Raw genomic sequence first — 22,341 nt, forward strand, 5'->3', positions numbered from 1 at the left:
TCGCCATGCGAGCATGGGCTGCTACGGGGCTGCCTTCTCCGGGACGCCCCCACCCCAGGACACAAGCACCGCCCGCCGGCACTGGACTGATCAGCTTTTCGCCATTAAAATCCCCGCCTTGCGAATTATTGTGGTGTTGCCCGCTGGCAGCACCCACCTGTAGGAGAACAGCATGGCACGTGTAACCGTAGAAGATTGCCTGGAACAACTGGATAACCGCTTCGAGCTGGTACTGGTAGCTGGCAAGCGCGCCCGTCAATTGCAGACTGGCGGCAAGGAGCCGCGCGTGGCCTGGGAAAATGACAAGCCCACCGTGGTTGCCCTGCGTGAAATCGCAGAAGGTCACGTGACTGCCGAATCCGTGGATAACCCCATGGCTGACCGCAGTGCCGATGTGGACGAACTGGCGCTGCTGACCCAGTCTTTCGGCGAGTAACATCCGGTTTGGCGCAAATCCCCCACGGGGGTTTGCGTCTCACTGCCCAAGCCCCTCCCCGCTTTACCGATTGGCCCCCTCTCTCTGTACGACAACCTGCCTCCTTGTCATAGACAAAGCTCGTCCTCAAATCTAAGCTAAGAGTGAATCTCACTAGCTAACCCGCCAAGGGCGTGACGAGGACTTTTGCCCACCATCCATAATCTGGAAAAACGGCTACGCAGTTACCTGGACGACGACCAGATCGGCCAGGTCGTACGCGCTTATCATTTTGCCGAGAAGGCACATGAAGGCCAGTACCGTCGCACCGGCGATCCTTACATCACCCATCCCCTGGCGGTCGCCAATATCCTCACCGACATGCACATGGACCATGCCTCGCTCATGGCCGCCATGCTGCACGACGTGATTGAAGACACCGCGTACAGCAAGGAACAGCTGGCGGAAGAGTTCAGCGAGGAAGTGGCCGAGCTGGTGGACGGCGTGTCCAAGATTGCGCAGATCAAGTTCGAGTCCAAGGCCGAGCAACAGGCGGAAAACCTGCGCAAGATGATGCTGGCCATGACCCGGGATATCCGCGTCATCCTCATCAAGCTGGCCGACCGCCTGCACAACATGCGTACCTTGCATGTAATGCGCGCCGAAAAACGCCGCCGCATTGCCACCGAAACCCTGGAACTGTACGCGCCCATCGCCTTCCGGCTGGGCATGTACAACATGCGGGTGGAATACGAAGACCTGGCCTTCCACGCCATCTACCCCATGCGCGCCAAGCTGATTGGTCAGGCCGTGAAAAAGGCCCGCGGCAACCGCAAGGAAATCCTCACCACCATCAAGACCAGCCTGGAACATTGCCTGGAAGAAGAAGGTATTGAGGCGCGGGTACTGGGCCGTGAAAAACACCTGTTCAGCATCTATTCCAAGATGAAGGAACAGCACAAGCCGTTCGCGGACATCATGGATGTGTTCGGCTTCCGCATCATTGTCGACCGGGTGGACACCTGCTACCGGGTGCTGGGCGCCGTACACAATTACTTCACCCCGATTCCCGGTCGCTTCAAGGATTACATCGCCATTCCCAAGGCCAATGGCTACCAGAGCCTGCACACCACCCTCAAGGCGCGCTCCGGGATCCCTCTGGAAATGCAGATCCGCACCGAGGAAATGGAGGCCATGGCCAACAATGGCATCGCCGCCCACTGGCTGTACAAGGCAGACGGCGAACCGGGCACCCCCACCCACAGCCGCACCCAGAGCTGGATGCAGCGTCTGCTGGAACTGCAGCAGAAGACCGGTAACTCCATGGAGTTTATCGAGAACGTGAAGGTGGACCTGTTCCCGGACGAGGCCTATATCTTCACCCCCAAGGGCGACATCAAGGAACTGCCCGGCGGCGCCACCGCCGTGGATTTTGCCTACGCGGTGCATACCAAGGTGGGTAACAAGTGTGTGGCCGCGCGTATCGACGGCAAGCTGGCCGCCCTGTCCACGCCACTGGAGTCCGGGCAGACGGTGAAGATCATCACCGCGCCCAACGCGACGCCGAACCCGGCCTGGCTCAACTTTGTGGTCACCGGCAAGGCGCGCACCAATATCCGCCACTTCCTCAAGCACCAGCAACGGGAAGACGCGGTGGAGCTGGGGCAGCGTTTGCTGGAAAAAGCCCTGCACAGTTACGACATGGGGCTGGATGACCTGCCCATCGAGCGGGTCGTCAGCGAACTGGCCGGCAATGGCTATTTCGAACTGGATGATCTGCTGGAAGATATCGGCATCGGTAACCGTCTCGCGCCACTGGTGGCCAGAAAACTGGCCGGCGCCCGCGACGACGATGAACGCCAGCATGAAGACGATCGCAAGCCACTGGCTATCCGTGGCAGTGAAGGGCTGATGGTGAGCTACGCCAAGTGCTGTTATGCACTGCCCGGCGACACTATCATTGGCCACCTCAGTGCCGGCCGCGGCATCGTGGTACACCGTGACAATTGCAAGAACCTGTTGGCGGAAATGCGCAACGCCCCGGAAAAATGCATTGCGCTGAGCTGGGACAAGGACGTGGAGCAGGAATACACCGCGGCCCTGCGCCTGGAGCTGATCAACAAGCGCGGCGTGCTCGCCACCCTGGCCAACAGCGTGTCGGAACTGGGCTCCAACATCGACACCATCGACATGGCCGAGAAAGATCCCACCCTGACCATCCTGAACGTGACCATGACAGTGAAGGACCGCATCCACCTGGCGCGCATCATCAAGAAACTGCGCACCATGGACAGCATCGTGCGGATTCACCGGCTATAAGAGACGCGCTGTAGCCCCCTGTGGGTTGGCCACCACGTATCGGGCCAAACGCTTCACATCTTCTTCTTGTCTTACCGCATGATCATGAAAGCTCTGCTGCCACACGCAGGCATACCCCTCTGACCTCAGCGTTCTTGTGGTGCACGACTTCACTCGCTGAACCACAGAGGACAGCGATTCACGTTCACCCAGCTGCATCAGCCAATGAAAGTGGTCCGGCATCACTACGAAGGCCTGAGTCTTTGCATACCCTGCCTGCTCACAATCCATGAACTGCCGAATCAGAATTCTGGCCGGCAGCAAGGAGGCAAAATAAGGCTGTCGGTCATCAGTGACGGAGGTCACCAAGTAAACCCTCTGAGATTCACTGTGACGGCCCTTTCTCAAACTTTTGCTATCCGGTGATTGGCGCATCCATAAAGTTTATTCACCACCGGCCAATCCAAAAGTACGCCTGGAGCCCTTTTTGACGTGGGAGTTTGCCTGCAAACGATGTCCTACTTTTCCGGTAATGAATCGCTTGCAGGCAAGCTCCAACAGGGAAATGCCACCCCTCAGAAAGGGCGTCCAGCGCTATTGCGTGCGGGCGGGCAGCGTGCCAGCATAGCCGGTTCCTGTTTCCGCCTGCCGGCTGTCGCCGGGGGGCATAACCAATGAAGAACGTATCATGTCCAACCATTCCGTAATCAGCACCGACAAGGCCCCCCAGGCCATTGGCACTTATTCCCAGGCCATCAAGGCCGGTACCACCGTGTATCTGTCCGGCCAGATCCCGCTGGTTCCGGAGACCATGGAGCTGGTGGACGGCGATATGGAAGCGCAGATCGAGCAGGTATTCAGCAACCTGACCGCCGTGTGCGAAGCCGCCGGCGGCACCCTGCAGGACATCGTCAAACTGAACATCTTTCTTACCGACCTGAGCCACTTCGCGCTGGTCAACGAAGTGATGGCGCGCCACTTCACGCAACCCTACCCCGCCCGGGCCGCCATCGGCGTGGCCGCCCTGCCAAAAGGTGCGCAGGTGGAAATGGACGGCATCATGGATATTGCCTAACGCCGCTTCACGCAGCATGCAACACGCCCGCTTTAGCGGGCGTTTTTGTTTGTACCAGATCCATGCCTGACCCTGAGGCAACCAACACAAGTCCAACCTGCCTCGTTCCAGCTGTTGGAGATCGGCCCACGGTCTTCGTTTTCAAGATCGAATGTTCCACTGCTCATTCAGATCACCTCCCGGGCTGATCCCCTGTGCCCCCTTTCGCACTCAAACCGCCACACAAACCCACCCATAAGGAGGGGAGACAGAGGGGTTGAAAAGGCGCAGGATCGAAGGCAGGTAAATAGAAACACCCATCTTTAACCTGCAAGAACAGGGAGAGCGATATGGATACCGCGACCCACGATCTCAATAGCCTGTTTGCCCAGCTTGGTCTGGATAACAGCGATGACGATATCGAAGACTTCATCCACCAGCATGCCGGCAAACTCAGCGACAGCATGCATCTGCATCAGGCTCCGTTCTGGTCGGAATCCCAATCGAAATTTCTGGCGGAATCCGTGCGTGAGGATGCGGACTGGGCGGAGGTGGTAGATTCGTTGAGTGCCTTGCTGCGGCACTGAAAAAGCAGCGTTGAGCGTCTAGAAGTCTAAAGCCTTTTACTGTGGGAGCTCTCTGTGCTCTTCAGGGCATGCCTGCAAGCGATCCGAGCGACAGCGAGGTGAACATTTCGAATTGCGAGAAGCGAGTGACGAGTTTCGAAAATCTAAAACCTGCGACCAGACCCTGGGTTGAGGGTTTGCCCTTCGAAACTCGTGACTTGTAACCCGAGCCTTTTTCCTCGCCAAGGCTCGGATCGCTTGCAGGCAAGCTCCCACAGGAATAGACCCGAGGGTTTGGGCGCTTTCGGATGGCACGGCCTTAATCCGCGTTGCAGCTTGGAGCTTGTATCTACCCGATCGGCAACAGCAACAGAATCCGGTCGAAGAACAGACAGTAAAGCGTGATCGGAAACGGCAGGCCGAGCAGGGTGCCGATCACATAGGGGCGCAGTGGAACGCCGCTGAGCGCCAGGGTGTAGTTGAGTGCCGGCATGGTCTGAAAGAGCATGCGCATCACGGTCACACTTCGCACCGGGTGGGTATCCAGTCGGGCGAGAATTTTCTGTGCCAGGGGGCTTTTGATTTCTCTCAGTGCGTTCCCGCCCAATCCGCGCACCAGGGCAAAGGTCACCAGGCACGAGGTCACTGCGGCTATATAAGTCACCACCCCACCCATGACGGTGCCCAATGCCAGAATCGCCGCCACCAGGAAGATCCAGCCAGGCAACTGGATTAGATTGCCCACCACAAACACCAGCACGAAAATCACCATTCCGGTGACCGGGTTGGCCTCCAGATTCTCGCGCAGGAATGACACGGACAATTGCTCCCGCAGGCCGGTCATCTCCACGGCGATCAACACCAGGGCAATGATCATGACCAGCATGATCAGACGACGGTAACGGGTTAGCGATAGCGCAAGCGACACGATGGCAAATCCTGAAAATGGGTGATGGGGATAGTTTAGACCATTCGCCCCGGTAATTACCGTGAAGAGAAGGCAGTGGCACGTTTCAAATTGAAACGTGCGCCGGGCACGGTCACCAGACCTGCGGCTGAACCAACTTGCCGAGGACATCGTGCATGGCCGGGTTCTCAGACTGAGACCACAGCTTGACGCTCTCACCGCTGCCACTTCGTCCGGAGTCGCCGACACACTTTGGCGCCGCTACCTGCCGGCCAGCGCCTCGCGCCTTGAAAGTGGTTTCCGGCAATTCGACACTAAGCTCCATAACAACAACCTGAGACTCCCATGCCCGTCACTCTGACCAACCAGATACTGATCGCCGCGCCCTGCCAAACGGTTTTTGAATATGTCACTCAGCCCTGGCGATGGCATGAATGGCACCCCAATTCCCGCTCCGCAAAAGCGGAGGTGGAACGCCTGCAAGCGGGCGACGTTTTTGATGAAGTCATCGAAGTACAGCCCCTGGCACCGCTACCACCACGGATGAAACGGCAGACTCACTATGTGGTGGAAGCCAGTGAACCCCACCGGCATTGGCAAGTACGCGGTGATACGGGGGATGGTTGGCTGGTGATTCGCTATGAGCTGACAGCGGAGGGCAAGCAGGCCCGTTTCCAACGAACGCTGACCTTTGACGTGCGCTGGCCCACCCGGCTGCTATTGCCCGCACTGAAACGGCAGATGCGCGCCACATCCGCAGTGGCGCTGGGGAATTTGAAAAGGAAAATTGAGGGGTAGGGACGGGTTGAGAAAACCCTGGCGCCGCAACCGGTCCAGGCCTTGGCGCCACCTTTCCTCGCCCACCAAACCAGGCCGGTTTTCGCCTGCAGCGGCTTTGCCCAGCGGCGGTTCAGCCGAGTTTCAGTTCGGAGTCGAGCAAGTCCTGATAACCTGCGGGCAGAACGTCGGCCCAGGCATCCAGCCCCTTGCGCAGGCCGGCCAGAGTATCTGCAACCAGGTTGGCGTGGCCCACCTTGCGGCCCGGGCGTACGCTCTTGCCATACCAGTGCACCACACCGGGGTGTTGCAGCCAGGCGTTTTCGAAGGGGGTGCCAATCAGGTTGACCATGGCGGAGGGGCCGTGGACGTTGAGGGCATGCAGCGGCACGCCGGCCAGGGCGTGGACGTGCAGGTCGAACTGGGACCAGTCCGCGCCTTCGTGGGTCCAGTGGCCGGAGTTGTGTACCCGCGGGGCGATCTCGTTGACCATCAGCTGACCATCCACCTCGAAGAACTCCACCGCCATGACGCCGGCATAGTCCAGTTCTTCCATGATGCCCTTGAGCATCTGCTCCGCCGGTTTCTGCAAGTCAGCACAGGCGTTGGCCGGGGCCAGGCTCAGGCGCAGGATGCCGTCCACGTGCCAGTTGCGGGTGAGTGGGTAAAACAGGGTTTCGCCACTGATGCTACGCGCGCCAACGATGGACAGCTCGCGACGGAAGGGAATCTTCTTCTCCACGATGGCCTTGCCGGCCAACTCGGCAGTGGGCACGGCGGACAAATCGCCTCCCTCGCCCACAATCCAGGTGCCGCGGCCGTCGTAACCGCCACTGCGGGCCTTCACCACCACGCCACCAAATTGCTCCACGGCGCCCTGCAGGTCTTCGACCTTGTCCAGGGTCACCCAGGGGGCAGTAGGGATACCCAGCTTGTCGAGCATGGACTTCTGGGTGAAACGGTCCGGGATCACTGACAGGGCACCGCGGGCCACGCAGCGATCGCTTTTCGCCAGATCCGCAGACAGCCCCTCTTCCGGGAAGGCTTCGCGTTCCACGGTGATCACCGGGTAGCGTTCCTGACACTCTTCCCAGCTGATCGGCACCGCCAGGTCCGAGGTGCCCGGCAGCAGCAGGGCGCGCTCCGGGTCGTAACGATCCACCACCAGGCCCAACCGGGCTGCGGCTTCCGCCATCATCAGGCCAAGCTGGCCACCACCGAGAACGAGTACGCGATTCATAGCAGGTCCGTTAACAGATCAGGGGCAGGCGCTGCACCAGGGGTTAACCCTGGCCCAGCTCCGCGTTGGCCAGCACCTCATCGGCGCGGGACGCTTTCCAGTCGGCGATCTTCTGGAGCAGCTCGGGATTGTCGGACGCCAGCATCTGCGAAGCGAGCAGACCGGCGTTCCAGGCGCCGGCGGCGCCGATGGCCAGGGTGCCCACGGCCACGCCCTTGGGCATCTGCACAATGGACAGCAGGCTGTCCCAGCCGGAGAGAGTGCGGCTTTTCACCGGCACGCCGAGCACCGGCAGCGGGGTCAGGGAGGCAATCATGCCCGGCAGGTGCGCAGCACCGCCAGCACCGGCAATAATCACCTTGTAGCCGTTTTCGTGGGCACTTTTGGCGAAGTCGTACATGCGCTGGGGGGTCCGGTGGGCAGAGACCACCTCGGCCTTCCAGCCAATACCAAACTGGGTCAGGGCGTCACAGGCTTCTTTCATGGTTTCCCAATCGGACTGGGATCCCATTACCACGGCAACCGGTGTGCTCATTCACTTCACTCCATTGCGCCCACCACGGGCATTTGCAGCGCATCGGGGTAACCCGGCACCGCCACAGACAGAATTTGAGGCGCACACTTTACTAATGCCTGCGCCGGAGGCAAGTCTATCGGCGAAAAAACCACCAATTCTCCGGCCATTCTCCGACCGGAGGAGGATTTTAGCGTGAAAATGCCGGAAATGCGCTTTAAGAGCAGCGGCAAGCTGCAAGCGACAAGGCGCGGGTGAGGCCAAAGTGGATTCAGCACCGTGCCCGCGCCCCATGCTTTAGTTCGACGGCCGTTCAAAAGCGATTTTTTACCACAGAGGGTGCAGAGGTCACTGAGTGAAGCGACTTTCTGCTATCCCCACCGTAGGAACCGGAGTTCACGTAGGTAACAGCCGAAGGCTGGCCCGAAGGGTGAGCGCAGCGAATAATCAGCCTGCTGGCGAATCAGGACGGGAAAGGTGCGTAATCGCTTGCAGGCAAGCTCCCACGGCGGACAACACGCCACCCGAGCTGGTGCGCGGGCACAACATATCAGCGCACAGCCACCCCAACCCGCGCCTTGTCGCTTGCAGCTTGAAGCTTGTAGCTCACCGCTCCGCCAGCACCTGCGCATAGCCGTCCTGATACCCCGGATACTGAAGGGTGTAATGCCCCTGGGAAATGTAGAGGCTTTTGACCTGCTTGCCGGCAGGGGCGTCGTCAGGGACATCCAGCGTCAGCCCCTGCTGCTCGGCCAGCCACTGCAGCACATCCAGATTGCGACCGCCCACGTTGTCGGTGCCCACCACCAATGGCGGCATCTCGCGGCCTTGCAGCCAGCCGTTGACCACGCTGTGCAGCAGGCCAACGCAATCATCGCGGTGAATACGGTTGGTCCACTGGGCCTCTGGCAGGGGTTCCTCACTCCGTGCCAGCCGTGCGGCCTTGTCGATCTGCCGATGACGACCCGGCCCATAGATGCCCGTGAAGCGCACCACCGTGCTCATGGCGCGGACGCTGATTTCCTCTTCCGCCGCCAGCAACACCTTGCCGTTGTAACGCGCCGGATTGGGGGGGGTTGCTTCATCCACCTGGCCACTGAGCTCTCCGAACACGGCACTGCTGGAAACAAACACCACCGGTGGCAAAGGCTGCTGTTGCGCCAGCGCGTCCAGCAAGGTCAGCGGCGCGCGCACGAAGGCCTTCAGGTAGCCCTCTTCGCTGTATTCAGACGGCGTCATGATGATCACCAGCACATCCACCTGATCCGGCGGCAGCATGGCCGCCCCTGCGGTGAGATCCTGGCTATACAGTTCCACCCCGGCCGGGCAGGTATCGCCACGACGAATGGCGCTGACGCGATGACCATCCGCCAGCAGCTTTTCCGCCAGCCCTGTACCCAGGTCACCCAGACCGGCAATCAAGATGTGAGACATTTGAAAACCAATTAATAGTTAATAATGAATAATTAATAACGAAAAGCCGCCAACACCTTCACAATGAAAGCGCGGCCTTTGGAGGTGAAGCTTCCGCCCACCTTGCCCGCGAGTTATTCACTATTAACTATTCATTATTAATCATTTGCGCCTCTGGCATCACACCTTGCGGAGGTGCACAATGCAGAGATCATCGGTTTAACGTATCGACGCTATGACACTAACAGAACTTCGCTATCTAGTCGCCCTGGCCCGCGAGCGCCATTTCGGCCACGCCGCCCAGGCCTGCAACGTGAGTCAGCCAACGTTGAGCGCGGCCATCAAGAAGCTGGAAGAACAGCTGGGCATGCCGCTGTTCGAGCGGCGCCCTCGCGAAGTGGTGGTGACGCCCCAGGCAGAGCCCATTATTACCCAGGCGCAGCGAGTGCTGGAGCAGGCAGATCTGTTGTCGCAGATGGCCATGAGCCAACGGGATCAGCTTGGCTCGCCACTGCGGGTGGGCGCCATCTTTACCGTGGCGCCGTATCTGTTTCCCACCATGGTCCCGCGGGTGCGCAAGGCCGCCCCGGACATGCCGCTGTTCATCGAGGAAAACTACACCCATGTGCTGCGCCGCAAGCTGGAGCACGGTGAGCTCGATGCCATTATTGTCGCCCTGCCCTTCTCCGGTGGTGGCCTGGTGCGCGCGCGCATGTACGAGGAATCGTTTTCGGTACTGCTGCCTGGAGACCACCCCTGGAGCAAACAAAAAAAGATCGCGCCGGAACAACTGCTCAACGAAACCCTGTTGCTGCTTGGCGAGGGCCACTGCTTCCGCGATCAGGTCATGGAACTGTGCCCGGCCATCGATTCCCAGAGCCAGCGCAACCTGGTGCAGATTGAAGGCGGCTCCCTGGAAACCCTTCGCCACATGGTCGCGGGCGGTCTGGGCGTCACGGTGTTGCCGAACTCCGCACTCCACCAGCATGGCTATGACAAGGACACCTTTACCGTGCGTCCATTCGAAGACCCGGTGCCCTCGCGAACCATCGCCCTGGTATGGCGCGACAGTTTCCCGCGCCCCAAGGCCATCGAAGTGCTGCGCCAGGCCGTGCCCAAGGAAGGGCTGGCAGGATAACCATGGGCAGGAACGTTTCTCCCTGTAGGAGCACCTCTCGAGGTGCGAACCCTACCCAGGCAAGACGCTGGAACCAGATTCGCACCTCGAGAGGTGCTCCTACAGCGGTGTTGCCCAACCATGGCCACTGACTCTCTCTCCAGCCTCCCTCTTCATCGCCTCAAGGGCGTAGGGCCGGCTGCGGCTGAGCGGCTGGCCAAGCTGGGGCTGCATAATCTGGAAGACCTGCTCTTCCATCTGCCGTTTCGCTACGAGGACCGTACCCGCATTACCCCCATCGGCAGTCTGCGTCCGGAAACCGGTGTGGTAATCGAAGGGGAAGTGATGGCCGCGGATGTGGTGTTTGGCCGGCGGCGTTCCCTGCTGTGCAAGGTGGCGGATGGCACAGGCATGGTCACCCTGCGCTTTTTTCACTTTACCGCCGCGCAGAAAAACAATCTGGAACGGGGCCGTCCCATTCGGGTCTACGGCGAACCGCGGCCCGGCGCCGCCGGGCTGGAGTTCTACCACCCGGAATACCAGATCGCCCACGGCAGCCAGCCACTGCCGCCCCTGGAAAAAGCGCTTACACCGGTGTACCCCACCACCGATGGCGTCAGCCAGAAAACCCTGCGCAATCTCACCAGCCAGGCGCTGCAGTATCTGCAGGCCCACCCGCCCCAGGAACTGATACCCCACGCCCTGCTGGACCAGAGCGGCCTGCCCTCACTGACCGACGCACTGCACAAGCTGCACAATCCCCGCCCGGACGACCCGGTGGATCTGCTACTGGACGGCAAGCACCCGGCGGTGAAGCGGCTGGTCATGGAAGAGATGGTGGCCCACCAACTGGGCATGCTGCAGAAGCGGGCCGGCCAGAAGGCATTCCATGCTCCGCGTCTGGCTGGCAACCAGCTGTTCGAAAAACTCCAGGCCAGCCTGCCCTTTGCCCTCACCGGCGCCCAGCAGCGAGTGATCGGCGAACTGATGAGCGACATGGGCAAACCTCATCCCATGCTGCGACTGGTGCAAGGCGATGTGGGCTCGGGCAAGACCCTGGTCGCCGCCGCTGCCGCGCTGGCCGCTATCGAGGCCGGTTATCAGGTGGCGCTGATGGCCCCCACGGAACTGCTGGCCGAACAGCACCGCGACAACTTCCGTCACTGGCTGGCCCCCTTGGGCATCGAGGTGCACTGGCTGGCCGGCAGTCTGGGCGTCAAGGCCCGCCGGGAAACCAATGCGGCGCTGGCCGAGGGTTCGGCACAGATTGTGGTGGGCACCCATGCCCTGTTTCAGGAGGCAGTGCACTTCCATCGCCTCGGCCTGACCATCATTGATGAACAGCATCGCTTCGGGGTACAGCAACGTCTGGCACTGCGCGAGAAGGGCCGCTTCGACACCCCCCATGGTGTGCAGGTGCCCCATCAACTGGTGCTCACCGCCACCCCCATTCCCCGCACCCTGGCCATGAGCGTCTACGGCGATCTGGATACCTCAGTGATCGACGAGATGCCCCCGGGACGCAAGCCCATCGATACCCTGGTGCTGCCGGAAGGCCGTCGCCCGCAGGTGATCGAGCGCATCAATGATGCCTGCCGGGCCGGCACCCAAGCCTACTGGGTGTGCACCCTGATCGAAGAATCCGAAGAACTGCAGGCCCAGGCCGCGGAAGCCACTTTTGAAGAACTGCAGGCCGCTCTACCGGATCTGAACGTAGAGCTGGTCCATGGCCGCATGAAGGCAAAGGAAAAAGCCGAACGGATGGCACGGTTCTCCAGTGGCGAAGCGCACCTGCTGATTGCCACCACCGTGATCGAGGTGGGCGTGGATGTGCCCAATGCCACCTTGATGGTGATGGAGAATGCCGAACGACTGGGTCTGGCCCAGCTACATCAGTTACGCGGCCGGGTGGGTCGCGGCGGCGAACAGAGTTACTGCCTGCTGCTCTACAAGAGCCCGCTGTCACTCACCGGCAAGAAACGGCTGGCGGTGATGCGTGACACCACCGATGGCTTCGTGATTGCGGAAGAAGACCTGAAACTGCGCGGGCCCGGCGAATGGCTGGGCACGCGCCAGACCGGCGACCTGGCTTTCCGGATTGCGGATCTGGTCCGTGACGAGGCGTTGATGGAACCGGCCCGCGAGGTGGCGGACCGGTTAATGGAGCAGTGCCCGGACCTTGTGGACCCGCTGCTGCGCCGCTGGCTCAAGGGCGGCCAGGATTACGCGGATATTTGATACCCCAGACGCTGGATCCCTGAAGCCTCACGCTACAACTTCACAGAGCGGCCCTCTACTGTAAGCGCTTGCCTGCAAGCGATGCAGCCTTACCCGATGCCCTATCGCTTGCAGGCAAGCTCCCACCGCTGACTTTAAGCGCCAGGCATCTGGCGTTCATTCCCCCGCCAGAATCTTCACCGGGATCCACTTGTGTTTGAGGCGCATCAGTTCCCCATTGTTCATCCATGCTTTCAGCGACGCATCCACCTGCTCCTTCAACAGTCGGTTTTCCGGGGCCATGACCCAGGCCAGCTGCTCGGAGGTAAGGGGTTTGTAGAGGCCCAGAAGCCCGGAGCGATATTTCGGATTGTTGGCCAGGTTCCAAACCGTGGGCGCATCATGCACAAAGGCATCCACCTGCCCGCCGATCAGGGCGGTCATGGCCTCGGCATTACTGGCAAAGCCCACCCCGTTATCCGTCTTCTCCATCACCAGTGCCTCACCGGTGGTGCCGGTCTTGTACCCCACACGGAAATCACTGCGCAGCAACACGCCGGGGGCAGACAGTTTTGCGGCGTCCTCCAGTCTCACCACGGCCATCTGGCCGATGGTGGTGTAAGGCAGGCTGAACAGGTAATGCTGCTGGCGCTGGGGGGTGATGGAAATGCCCGACATGATGATGTCGATCTCGCCCTGCTCCAGTGCCGCAAACAACCCTGCAAGGGAATATTCCCTGAAGCTCACCGGACGATTCAGGTCCTCACCCAGTTGATGGGCAAAATCCACTTCCAGTCCTGCCAGCTCTCCGCTGTCGTCACGGAAAATGATCGGCGGATAGTCTGCCATCACCCCAACCCGCAATGGCTCACCCCTGGGCTCCGCCTGGGTGACACAGCCTGCCAGCAGCACCAATACCGACATCATCAGGACACCGGCTTGCCCCCATCGTACCCATCCGCTTTTCTTCATTGCTCTGCATCCTTTATAGAGTGAGCCAAGACTACCAGCTTGCTATTCACGTCACAGCACTCCAGTGGCGTCAGCAAAAGGGATTGTGCAGGATAATGACAACATTCGTTATCAGGGAACGATCATGATCCATTTGCGACAGGCTTTTTCATTGCTTTTGTTTTCCGCTCTGGGGACTCAGTCCGCCCTTGCCCAGGAGCGGGCCATGGAGGAAACCTTTTCCGTTTCCGCCGGTGGGTACCATGTGTTTCGTGCCGACACCACGCTATCACTGGTTAGCCGCAACGCAGGCGCCGGTGCCGCCATACGCCCTGCCGATACCCTCGGGCTGGATCTGGAAAATACCGTACTCAAGGTCAACGGCCGCTACCGGTTCAGTCCCACGTCCCAGGTCGTGGTGTCCTGGTACAGCGTGGGCTCGAACGCCACTCGCACACTGGAATCGGATGTGGACTGGGTCTCCCCCGACGGCAACGAAACCATCATCGCAGAAGGCAGCCGCGTCTCCAGCTCGCTGGACTACGACATCACCAAGGCCAGTTATTACTGGTCCTTCTATCACAACAACAAGGTAGAGCTGATGGCCGGCGCCGGGCTGCATGTCTCCCGCTTTGGCGTAGACCTGGATGTGCTCAACGCCCCCGGAGGAGCGGCATCCAGTCAGCGCACGGAGAATGCAGAAACCACAGTGCCTCTGCCAACGCTGGGCTTTGGGCTTAACTACCGGGTCAACCCCAGGCTGCACTGGTATCTGCGTGGTGAGGGCTTCTATATGGAGTTCGATGACTGGCGTGGTCTGTTCACGGATCTGGAGGTGGGCATGGAGTACCGCATCTGGAAAGGACTCGGTGCCGGCGTGGGTCTGGCCAGCGACAGCCTCAACGTTACCGAAACCAACTCCGACTATAAATTCCGCTATGACAACCGTCTCAGCGGGGCGCATTTTTATCTGTCCTGGACTCATTAAGCGGCGTATGATCGCGCGCCCGCACCGGCCCCTGCCAGTGCGGGCAACATCATCACAGGAGAACTACAGAATGGCAGCAGCCCCTAAACCCATGCGTAACTGGGCAGCAATGGACCCACTGATGCGCAAGGGCGGTGCCCACCAACCACCGAAAAAACAGACCCGCCCGAAACTGGACTGGCGCAATGCGCTGGATGATTTCGACGACTGGCGAGACAGCGACGCAGATGACAATGCAGAGGCAGACAACGAGGGGGCGAAAGTCCCCTCTTTTTTTGTCCGCATGCGGCTGCTGCAGGCGCCACACACCACATGTAAAACCATTAAAATCGAGGCGCAGCCGCTCTCTGTTTCAGGATCAGCCTGACCCAATACACTCAAGCCTTTGCCCCCTCCTTCGTTCAGCAAGCTGAAACTCCAACTATCCTCATCACCCCTCTTGCTGTGCCTTTCGAAACTCGCTTCTCGTCACTCGCAACGGAACCCCTCACGCAGTTAACGCCACCATATCCTCCATTCCCCTGACGGATTTCGTCATTGTTGGCGCCCATGACAACGGGCATGCTGCGCAGAACCAGTGAGTTCTGAAGCGGATAGATCATGACCGACAAACGCATTCTCGTGACCGGTGCCACCGGTGCCCAGGGCGGCGCCCTGATTCCCCTGCTGCTTGAGAAGGGCTTTACCGTTCGCGCCCTGACCCGCAACCCGGACAAACCTGGCGCCCAGGCTCTCCTGCGCAATGGGGTAGAGGTCGTGGCCGGGGATCTGGATGACAGCGTATCCCTGCAGCTGGCCTGCCAGGACTGCTACGGGGTCTTCGCCCTGCAGAACTTCTGGGAAAAGGGCGTCGGCTATCAGCGTGAGATTGAACAGGGCATTCGCCTGGCCGATGCGGCCGCGGCCGCCGGCGTCCAGCATTTCCTGCAGACCTCGGTAGCCGGCTGCGAGGAAGCGGGCAACGTACTGCACTTCGCCAGCAAGTGGAAAATCGAACAGCACATCGAAAAGCTGGGCCTGCCTTTTACCATGTTGCGTGAAGTGTTCTTCATGGAAAATTTTTTCGAACCGGTGATGGGCAACAAAGGCAAGAAAGCCATCAACCCGGCCCTGGTGCTGGCTACGCTGGACGGCTGCCTGAAAAAAGACGTGCCGTTTCACATGGTCACCGTGGATGACATTGCCCGGGCCAGCGCGGAAATCTTTGCCAACCCGGACAAGTTCATTGGCCGTAAACCGGATCTGGCCAGTGATGTACTTACCGTGCCGCAGATGAAAGCCCTCTACCGGGAAGTGACGGGCAAGCGACCACTGCCGTTCCGTATTCCACTATGGGCGCTGCGCATGACCAATGCGGAAGCGGCTCGCCAGTATGTCTGGAACAACAACGTTCGCTGGCGTTTCGATCTGGCAGCCGTACGCGAGGACTTCCCGTTCCTCACCTCATTCGAGACTTTCCTGCGGCAACGGCTTGCCGCTCAACACGGGTAAACAAGGAGCAGATCATGGCGGCCATTTTCGTCGAACACACTTTCACCCGGAATGCGGACACCGTATGGCAACGGATTCGGGATTTCTCCGATTTGAGCTGGCTGCCCGGGGTAACCGGTTGCCGCGTGGATGGCGAAGGGGTGGGGGCCGTGCGAACAGTCTCAACGGTGGACGGCGGCCAGGTGATCGAAGCGCTCACCGCACTGGATGATCAGGCTCGCACCTTTGCTTATCGCATCGTCCAGGCTCCCGGCGTTCGGGAAGAAACCGATTACCGGGCGAGCGTCACGGTGACGCCTTCTGCGTCGGGCTGCACTGTCACCTGGCAGGCCACTTTCAATGGCGGCAACGCGCCGCAGGACAAGGTGGAGAAGGCACGGCAGGGGGCGGAGCAAATGTACCGTGTTTGCCTGGCGAATCTGGCCACGGTGCTGGAGTAAGTGCAGGTACGAGTTTCGAAGAGCAAAATCTGTCGCGCCCTTGAGGGGCTTGCTTTTTACCTGTTGCCTTTCGCAACTCGAAACTCGTCACTCGCACTGAATACATCGAAAGCATCAGGGCTCGCAGATCCAGACCTTTGCCTGGTATATCTGGTCTCTTTCGAACACCTGCACCTGAATATTGCTGAACAGTCTGGATGACAGGCTGCCTAAACGGCGGACCCAATCAGCGTCGGACACAACCACCTTACGCTCCACGTCGTTCCAGTGACGAATGCCGAATTTCAGATCTTCCAGCAGCGTATCCATGGCCACGCCACCGAAGCTCTCAAGCTCCACATAAACACGCACCTTGTCATGCTTCGCCAGCACCGCCTCCAGCTTCTCCACCATGCTGTCGAACTCCGGGCGGGTGATCTTGCCGGAAATGCGCACGCCAATGACGCGGGTGTCATCAAACGGAATCAAGGTCAGCATGACATCCTCCCTTCACTTACCCGTTAACAGGACCAGAGTCCCGGCTCTTACGCAGAAAAAGCCACCTCAGCATTGTGCAGTTACTGTCCGCTTTCACCCAGACCGCTCGTCGCGTGGCTCTGCCGCTCTCTCTCGCTGGTACTCGCCTCCTGCTTCACTTCCACCTTGTCCGGGACAGAGGTACTGAGGCGGGTAACGCCCTCTGCAGACTCCGCCCAGGCCGATGCCGTTGTCACCAGCATCAGTGTGGCGGCCGCCAGTAGTTTGTTTGTCATGTTCGCTCCTGAACTGTGAACGTCAGGAATAGGACAACAGAAACCGGTATTTCGCTCCCACCGGGGATGCAAAAACCGTAAAAGAACAGCAATGGGGACAGGGAAGGCACACAGGAGGAGGGCAAGTGCCCCGGTACGGGGCACCCGTAAGGTCTGGCTTATGCCTTGAGGATATAGGTCAGCATCTCCACGACCTGCTCGGGAGTGCGGGCCACGGCATCCGCCGCTGCATCCACTTCCTTGAGCGGGTGGTCATGTTCTGCATCGTGAAGAATGATCATCGGTGTGCCCAGCGCAGCGGTATAGCCCGCGTCAAACGCCGCATTCCACTGCTTGTACTGGGGGCCGAAACGAACCACCACCAGATCTGCTTCGTCGATCAGCTTGCGGGTACGGATACCGTTGATACCGGCGCCCAGACGGTCTTCCCAGAAGCGCTTGTCTTCTGCGCCCAGAATATTCACTCCCACCTTGTCGCTGGCTTCATGATCCGTGACCGGACTGGAAAATTCGATATCCAGTTCTTTTTCGGCACAACCCTGAATGATCCGTTCGCGCCAATCGGTGTGGATCTCACCGGACAGATAAACAGTCCAAAAACTCATTTCGCTTCTCCCAATGACAGCAATCGCGACCCCCGAAGGGCCGGTGCAGGATAGTGCTTGCTGTTCACGGTTGCAAAAGGCAACTTGAACACGCAAAAACGCTGGCATTAAATGCCTTTACTCGTGTTCACCACCTTATAGAAGGGTACGTCATGCGCATGACAATGGCGCTTCTGCTTGGCCTTTTGCTGCTGAGTGGTTGCGACAATACCGAAGCGCCCGACACAAACCGGGCCGACAGCCATACCAGCAACCCATCCGCTCAAACAAACGGAAAACTGACCCGCATCCGCATTGAGCTGAACAAAAGCGCACCACAGTGTGAAGGGGATGGCTGCCCCCGGGTACATATTGCCTGGGTCAACTATGAAGACCAGCCCGAACTCAACGCGGCCATCGAAACCCGCCTCGCCTCCATGCTGGTGCGGATGGATGGTGACGCCACTCATGATGGCAGCATCGAAGGCCTGGCCGATGCCTTCCTGGCCGACGCCGCCGACATGGCCATGGCCGCTGAGCAAGGTTGGGAACTCAGCGCTACCGTGAAACAGCAACGCAGCGAAAATGGTCTGCTGACCCTGAGTATGGAAAGCTACGAATACACTGGCGGGGCCCACGGCCAACCCAATGTGGGCTACTTCCACTGGGACGTGGAAAACCAGCAATGGCTTCAACTCAATGATCTGCTGGTGCCAGGCCAACAGGAGGCGTTCTGGAACCGGGCACGACAAGCCCACAAGGATTGGCTGGACACTCAGGACCTGGATGACAACTTCCGGGACAGCTGGCCCTTCGAGCAAACCGACGACGTGTTTTTCAACGGCAAGGGGCTGGTGCTGCAATACAATGTCTACCACATTGCCCCCTACGCAATGGGCCAGCCCCGGTTGACATTACCCTATGAAAAACTGACCGGGATTGTGCGGGAGAAATATTTGCCGGCGGAATAAACGCGTTTCGAGGCGCGGGTTGCCAAGTTCAAAACCTTTCGAAACTCGCGCCTCGAAACTCAAAACCCTTTACCTCTACGCTGCCGCAAGCAACATCAAAAACACCAGCTCCGACAACACCACACTGGCCCCCAGTGCATCGCCCGTATAGCCACCCAGGCTACGTTTCAGCATGGCGCCCCATAGCGCGGCCACAAGGACTACCGCGATCAGCGCTGGCAACAGCACATCAAACAACACTGCCATAATCACAACCCCGACAGCCGCCACCAGCAAACGCTGACCACTGAATCCTTCTGCCACCGGCTTACTCTTGCTGGTATCCGGGTCGGACACATAAGGCAGCCAACGCATCAGGCACAGGGGCGCAAGGCGGCTCACCGCCGGGGCGAGCAGCAAGCCCAGCCACACCGGTGTCACCTCGGTCAGCAGCGCCACTTTCAGCAACAACACCAGCATCAAGGCCGCCGCCCCATAGGTGCCAATGCGACTGTCCTTCATGATCTCCAGGCGCCGCGCCACTGTATAACCGCCGCCCAGACCATCCGCGCTATCGGCCATGCCATCCTCATGGAAGGCGCCGGTAATCCACAGATGAAAGGCCAGCACCAGCAACACACAGACCAGCGGTGACCACCAACCGGACAATACGGTATAAAGGCCGGCGTAAATGGCGCCCAGCAACAAACCCACCAGTGGAAAGTAGACACTGCACTGGTTCATCAATCGCTGGGAATAGTCAACTTTCACCAACATGGGAAGCCGGGTCAGAAAACCCAGCGCCAACCAGAAGGCCTGCCATTCACGTTGCAGGCCGGTTGCCGGTCGCGTCATTCACCCACTCCCCGAAAATGTGCCAGCGGATCCAGATAGAACATCTTCTTCCAGCCCTGGGGTTCTGCATCCGCCTTCCAGAACAACGGCAACAGACTCACCAGCGAATAGTGCAGGTGCGGCGGCTTGCCCGCCGCATTGCCGCTGTCGCCCACAGTACCCAGCTGCTCTCCCGCTGCTAGCCACAGCGCATCACCGACGGTCTGATCAAGATGGGCGTAATACTGCAGCCGCCATTTCGGACCCAGCAGCAACACTACCTTGCCTCCGCGGGCCAGCTCACCGCGGAACAGCACCAGCCCGCCACTGCTGGCGAGCACCGGCGTGCCTTTCAGCGCAAAAATATCCACGCCCTTGTGAACCCCGGAACGGCCCCACGGGTAATACCAGAAGGTATCCGGGTGCCAGTCGCCAGTCTCGGCGCCCACCACGGGCATCTGGCCACGCTCCGGCAGGAACAGGCCTGCTACCAGTACGATACCCATAACCCATAAAGAACGACGCACTACAGTGCGGATGCGCGACATAGTTCCAACCACCTCTCAATGCCCGGGCTGCGATATTTCTGCCGATGCAGCACAAAATAAAAATCCCGACTGAAATCCCGCTGCGGCACCGCAAGCTCTACCAGGGACCCACGTTTAAATGCCTCACGCAGGCACACCCGCGACAGGCAGCTGATACCAAGCCCTGCTTCCACCGCCCGCTTGATGGCCTCGGTATGCTCCAGCTCCAGGGCCAGATTCAACTCTGGCACCAGTCCATGCAGGGCTCGCTCAAAGGTCTGGCGGGTACCCGAGCCGGATTCGCGAACAATCCATTGCGCCTCTCGCAGGTCATCATCCGTGAGGGACGACTTGCCCGCCAACGGGTGATCCGGACTACAAAACACCACCAGCTCATCTTCCCGCCAGGGCAGCAGCTCCAGATCCGGATGATTCAACTCCCCCTCAATCAGCCCCAGGTCCAGCTCGAAGGCCAGCACCCGATCCACGATGGAACGGGTGTTGGCCACTTCCAGATGCACCCGGGCACCGGGCTGCTGGGCCATATAATCGGCCATGATGCCCACTGCCAGATAGTTGCCGATGGTCAGGGTGGCGCCCACATTCAGCTGACCCAGATCCCGGTGGCTCTGCAGATCTGCCTCCAGCTCCCTGGCCTGGGCCAGCAGCGCCTCCGCCCGGGGCCAGAACTGACGGCCCAGCTCGTTGAGCTTGAGACGTTTGCCGGCTCGCTCAAAGAACTTCACGTCATACAGGCTCTCCAGCTCCTTGAGCGCCCCGGACGCCGCAGACTGGCTCATGCTCAGGCTTGCCGCCGCCTTGCTGATGTTCTCGTGGTGCGCCGTGGCCAGGAACACCTGGAGCTGGCGCAAGGTAAATTTCATGACTCCCTCCGGTCGAGCCTGACGCCTATATCGTCATTGCCGATATACAATATCGTAATTACCCATTTTACCGATAACAAGGATTGGATTAAATTTCCACCAACTGGAATTTTGGAATAAGCGCAGAGCTGACTATGTCTAATTTGAATACCGAAACCGTCACCAGCGTTCGCCACTGGAACGATACCCTGTTCAGCTTCACCACCAGCCGGGACTCTGGCTTCCGTTTCAAGAATGGCCACTTCACCATGATCGGCCTGGAACAGGACAATGGCCGTCCGCTGCTGCGCGCCTATTCCATTGCCAGCGCCAACTATGAGGAAGAGCTGGAGTTCTTCAGCATCAAGGTGCCGGATGGCCCGCTCACCTCCCAGCTGCAGAACATCAAGCCGGGCGACAAGATCTATGTGAGCCGCAAGCCCACCGGCACCCTGGTGGCGGACCATCTGCTGCCGGGCAAGAACCTGTGGCTGCTGTCCACCGGCACCGGTCTGGCGCCGTTCATGAGCATCATCAAGGATCCGGAAGTCTACGATCAGTACGACCGCGTCATCCTTACCCATGGGGTGCGCCATGTCTCCGAGCTGGCCTACCAGGACACCATCCAGAACGAACTGCCCAACAATGAGTTCTTCGGCGAGTTCGTGAAGGGCAAGCTGCTCTACTATCCGACGGTAACCCGGGAGCCGTTCCGCAATCAGGGCCGCCTCACCGACCTGATGACCAGCGGCAAGATTTTCGACGATCTGGGCCTGCCCAAGCCGAGCCTGGAGAACGATCGCTTCATGCTCTGCGGCAGCCCTGCCATGCTCAAGGATACCACCGACATTCTGGATAACTGGGGCTTCAAGGAAACCCGCGGCGGGGTGCTGGGTGAGTACGTCATCGAACGGGCGTTTGTGGAGAAATAAACGCTGCAAGCCAACAAAAAAGGGCCGTCGCTGCGGCCCTTTTTTTGTTGGCTACCCGACTCTGAAGATCGCTTGCTAAAACGCGGCTACAGCTTTTGGAAAGCCTGGCGTTTTTGCATTCCAGAATCCTGGCGCCAGCTTGTCGCTACTTCTTCGGCGGTTGCAGGCTCACCGGCTGGGCAAGCGCATCAATGGCTTCTGCCGGTTTTTCGTCGAGATTCTTGGTTGCACCGCAGGACACGCATTCCATCCACTGGCGATCGCCGTCGATAACACGCTGTATCTTGTCCATCTGCCCACATTCCGGACAGGTGGCACCGGCAATAAACTGGCGTTTCATGGTTAGTCCTTTTTTCACCACAGAGGGCACAGAGTTCACGGAGAAAAATATCAAAGGAATCTGTACCGCCCCTGGACTGAAAATCTATGTCGGTTAACGGGCACCCACTGCAACAAAACAGGACACCAACAAGGCACGGAGTCCTGTATTTCTCAGTGAACTCTGTGGCAA

Annotated in this window: 27 protein-coding genes; 13 read left to right on the top strand and 14 right to left on the bottom strand. The window is 59.5% G+C overall.

Annotated features, from left to right (window positions below; all coding sequences use genetic code 11):
• Window positions 1-172: 172 nt before the first annotated feature.
• Together rpoZ and GQF00_RS08430 are read left to right on the top strand one after the other, a co-directional pair.
• A complete protein-coding gene (gene rpoZ / locus GQF00_RS08425; protein WP_161318713.1) occupies window positions 173-436 on the top strand; it encodes a DNA-directed RNA polymerase subunit omega in 264 nt (87 codons plus the stop codon).
• Window positions 437-622: 186 nt separating this feature from the next.
• Window positions 623-2,734, top strand: coding sequence for a bifunctional (p)ppGpp synthetase/guanosine-3',5'-bis(diphosphate) 3'-pyrophosphohydrolase (locus GQF00_RS08430; RefSeq protein ID WP_161318714.1), 2,112 nt, complete (start codon window positions 623-625; stop codon window positions 2,732-2,734).
• Here GQF00_RS08430 and GQF00_RS08435 read toward each other — a convergent pair.
• Window positions 2,729-3,148, bottom strand: a complete 420-nt coding sequence (locus tag GQF00_RS08435; protein WP_161318715.1) for a transposase — start codon at window positions 3,146-3,148, stop codon at window positions 2,729-2,731. The genes GQF00_RS08430 and GQF00_RS08435 overlap by 6 nt on opposite strands.
• A gap of 253 nt (window positions 3,149-3,401) precedes the next feature.
• Between GQF00_RS08435 and GQF00_RS08440 the strand changes: the two genes are divergently transcribed.
• Entirely contained in the window at window positions 3,402-3,788 is a 387-nt protein-coding gene (locus GQF00_RS08440; protein ID WP_161318716.1) for a RidA family protein, read from the top strand.
• 329 nt (window positions 3,789-4,117) lie between these two features.
• The gene (locus GQF00_RS08445; protein WP_161318717.1) at window positions 4,118-4,354 is read left to right on the top strand and encodes a DUF2789 domain-containing protein; all 237 of its coding nucleotides are present in this window, start codon (window positions 4,118-4,120) and stop codon (window positions 4,352-4,354) included.
• A 328-nt stretch (window positions 4,355-4,682) separates the two neighbouring features.
• Here GQF00_RS08445 and GQF00_RS08450 read toward each other — a convergent pair whose 3' ends face one another.
• Together GQF00_RS08450 and GQF00_RS08455 are read right to left on the bottom strand one after the other, a co-directional pair.
• Entirely contained in the window at window positions 4,683-5,261 is a 579-nt protein-coding gene (locus GQF00_RS08450; RefSeq protein WP_370519473.1) for a TVP38/TMEM64 family protein, read from the bottom strand.
• A gap of 112 nt (window positions 5,262-5,373) precedes the next feature.
• On the bottom strand, window positions 5,374-5,565 hold the full coding sequence (locus GQF00_RS08455) for a hypothetical protein (protein WP_161318718.1): 192 nt from the start codon (window positions 5,563-5,565) through the stop codon (window positions 5,374-5,376).
• Between the two features lie 20 nt (window positions 5,566-5,585).
• Here GQF00_RS08455 and GQF00_RS08460 point away from each other — a divergent pair, with 20 nt between their 5' ends.
• Window positions 5,586-6,038, top strand: a complete 453-nt coding sequence (locus tag GQF00_RS08460) for an SRPBCC family protein (protein ID WP_161318719.1) — start codon at window positions 5,586-5,588, stop codon at window positions 6,036-6,038.
• 112 nt (window positions 6,039-6,150) lie between these two features.
• Here the strand turns inward: GQF00_RS08460 and GQF00_RS08465 are convergent, their stop codons facing one another.
• The 3 genes from GQF00_RS08465 to GQF00_RS08475 form a co-directional block, all read right to left on the bottom strand.
• A complete protein-coding gene (locus GQF00_RS08465; protein ID WP_161318720.1) occupies window positions 6,151-7,257 on the bottom strand; it encodes a 5-(carboxyamino)imidazole ribonucleotide synthase in 1,107 nt (368 codons plus the stop codon).
• A 43-nt stretch (window positions 7,258-7,300) separates the two neighbouring features.
• The gene (gene purE, locus GQF00_RS08470) at window positions 7,301-7,792 is read right to left on the bottom strand and encodes a 5-(carboxyamino)imidazole ribonucleotide mutase (RefSeq protein ID WP_161318721.1); all 492 of its coding nucleotides are present in this window, start codon (window positions 7,790-7,792) and stop codon (window positions 7,301-7,303) included.
• 585 nt (window positions 7,793-8,377) lie between these two features.
• Window positions 8,378-9,205, bottom strand: coding sequence for an NAD-dependent epimerase/dehydratase family protein (locus GQF00_RS08475; RefSeq protein WP_161318722.1), 828 nt, complete (start codon window positions 9,203-9,205; stop codon window positions 8,378-8,380).
• Between the two features lie 214 nt (window positions 9,206-9,419).
• Between GQF00_RS08475 and GQF00_RS08480 the strand changes: the two genes are divergently transcribed.
• Both GQF00_RS08480 and recG read left to right on the top strand, forming a co-directional pair.
• On the top strand, window positions 9,420-10,322 hold the full coding sequence (locus GQF00_RS08480; RefSeq protein WP_161318723.1) for a hydrogen peroxide-inducible genes activator: 903 nt from the start codon (window positions 9,420-9,422) through the stop codon (window positions 10,320-10,322).
• A gap of 120 nt (window positions 10,323-10,442) precedes the next feature.
• The gene (gene recG, locus GQF00_RS08485) at window positions 10,443-12,539 is read left to right on the top strand and encodes an ATP-dependent DNA helicase RecG (protein ID WP_161318724.1); all 2,097 of its coding nucleotides are present in this window, start codon (window positions 10,443-10,445) and stop codon (window positions 12,537-12,539) included.
• 156 nt (window positions 12,540-12,695) lie between these two features.
• Here recG and GQF00_RS08490 read toward each other — a convergent pair whose 3' ends face one another.
• Entirely contained in the window at window positions 12,696-13,490 is a 795-nt protein-coding gene (locus GQF00_RS08490; RefSeq protein WP_161318725.1) for a transporter substrate-binding domain-containing protein, read from the bottom strand.
• Window positions 13,491-13,614: 124 nt separating this feature from the next.
• Between GQF00_RS08490 and GQF00_RS08495 the strand changes: the two genes are divergently transcribed.
• From GQF00_RS08495 to GQF00_RS08510, 4 genes are all read left to right on the top strand, one after another.
• The gene (locus GQF00_RS08495; RefSeq protein WP_161318726.1) at window positions 13,615-14,457 is read left to right on the top strand and encodes a hypothetical protein; all 843 of its coding nucleotides are present in this window, start codon (window positions 13,615-13,617) and stop codon (window positions 14,455-14,457) included.
• A 70-nt stretch (window positions 14,458-14,527) separates the two neighbouring features.
• Entirely contained in the window at window positions 14,528-14,824 is a 297-nt protein-coding gene (locus tag GQF00_RS08500) for a hypothetical protein (protein ID WP_161318727.1), read from the top strand.
• 233 nt (window positions 14,825-15,057) lie between these two features.
• Window positions 15,058-15,948, top strand: coding sequence for an NmrA/HSCARG family protein (locus tag GQF00_RS08505; RefSeq protein WP_161318728.1), 891 nt, complete (start codon window positions 15,058-15,060; stop codon window positions 15,946-15,948).
• Between the two features lie 14 nt (window positions 15,949-15,962).
• Window positions 15,963-16,388, top strand: a complete 426-nt coding sequence (locus GQF00_RS08510) for an SRPBCC family protein (RefSeq protein ID WP_161318729.1) — start codon at window positions 15,963-15,965, stop codon at window positions 16,386-16,388.
• A gap of 114 nt (window positions 16,389-16,502) precedes the next feature.
• Here GQF00_RS08510 and GQF00_RS08515 read toward each other — a convergent pair whose 3' ends face one another.
• The 3 genes from GQF00_RS08515 to GQF00_RS08525 form a co-directional block, all read right to left on the bottom strand.
• Window positions 16,503-16,865: an STAS/SEC14 domain-containing protein gene (locus tag GQF00_RS08515; RefSeq protein ID WP_161318730.1), complete on the bottom strand. Its 363-nt coding sequence runs from the start codon at window positions 16,863-16,865 to the stop codon at window positions 16,503-16,505.
• A gap of 80 nt (window positions 16,866-16,945) precedes the next feature.
• Complete coding sequence (locus GQF00_RS08520; protein ID WP_161318731.1) at window positions 16,946-17,140, bottom strand: hypothetical protein; 195 nt, start codon at window positions 17,138-17,140, stop codon at window positions 16,946-16,948.
• A 158-nt stretch (window positions 17,141-17,298) separates the two neighbouring features.
• Window positions 17,299-17,745 carry a YtoQ family protein gene (locus tag GQF00_RS08525; protein WP_161318732.1) on the bottom strand — a complete coding sequence of 149 codons (447 nt, stop codon included), beginning with the start codon at window positions 17,743-17,745 and terminating at the stop codon, window positions 17,299-17,301.
• A gap of 152 nt (window positions 17,746-17,897) precedes the next feature.
• Between GQF00_RS08525 and GQF00_RS08530 the strand changes: the two genes are divergently transcribed.
• On the top strand, window positions 17,898-18,695 hold the full coding sequence (locus tag GQF00_RS08530) for a DUF3298 and DUF4163 domain-containing protein (RefSeq protein ID WP_161318733.1): 798 nt from the start codon (window positions 17,898-17,900) through the stop codon (window positions 18,693-18,695).
• Between the two features lie 75 nt (window positions 18,696-18,770).
• Here GQF00_RS08530 and cobS read toward each other — a convergent pair whose 3' ends face one another.
• From cobS to GQF00_RS08545, 3 genes are read right to left on the bottom strand one after another with little or no spacing between them, the layout of a single operon-like run.
• Entirely contained in the window at window positions 18,771-19,529 is a 759-nt protein-coding gene (gene cobS, locus GQF00_RS08535; RefSeq protein ID WP_161318734.1) for an adenosylcobinamide-GDP ribazoletransferase, read from the bottom strand.
• The gene (locus GQF00_RS08540) at window positions 19,526-20,056 is read right to left on the bottom strand and encodes a M23 family metallopeptidase (RefSeq protein ID WP_161318735.1); all 531 of its coding nucleotides are present in this window, start codon (window positions 20,054-20,056) and stop codon (window positions 19,526-19,528) included. The genes cobS and GQF00_RS08540 overlap by 4 nt, the downstream gene beginning before the upstream one ends.
• Window positions 20,035-20,919 carry a LysR family transcriptional regulator gene (locus GQF00_RS08545; RefSeq protein ID WP_161318736.1) on the bottom strand — a complete coding sequence of 295 codons (885 nt, stop codon included), beginning with the start codon at window positions 20,917-20,919 and terminating at the stop codon, window positions 20,035-20,037. The genes GQF00_RS08540 and GQF00_RS08545 overlap by 22 nt, the downstream gene beginning before the upstream one ends.
• 134 nt (window positions 20,920-21,053) lie before the next feature.
• Between GQF00_RS08545 and GQF00_RS08550 the strand changes: the two genes are divergently transcribed.
• The gene (locus GQF00_RS08550) at window positions 21,054-21,830 is read left to right on the top strand and encodes a ferredoxin--NADP reductase (protein ID WP_161318737.1); all 777 of its coding nucleotides are present in this window, start codon (window positions 21,054-21,056) and stop codon (window positions 21,828-21,830) included.
• Between the two features lie 145 nt (window positions 21,831-21,975).
• Here GQF00_RS08550 and GQF00_RS08555 read toward each other — a convergent pair whose 3' ends face one another.
• Window positions 21,976-22,170 (bottom strand): YheV family putative metal-binding protein, encoded by a 195-nt coding sequence (locus tag GQF00_RS08555; RefSeq protein WP_161318738.1) that lies wholly within the window; start codon window positions 22,168-22,170, stop codon window positions 21,976-21,978.
• Between the last annotated feature and the right edge of the window lie 171 nt (window positions 22,171-22,341).

This window comes from Alcanivorax sp. DP30, assembly GCF_009882945.1.
Classification (GTDB): domain Bacteria; phylum Pseudomonadota; class Gammaproteobacteria; order Pseudomonadales; family Alcanivoracaceae; genus Alcanivorax.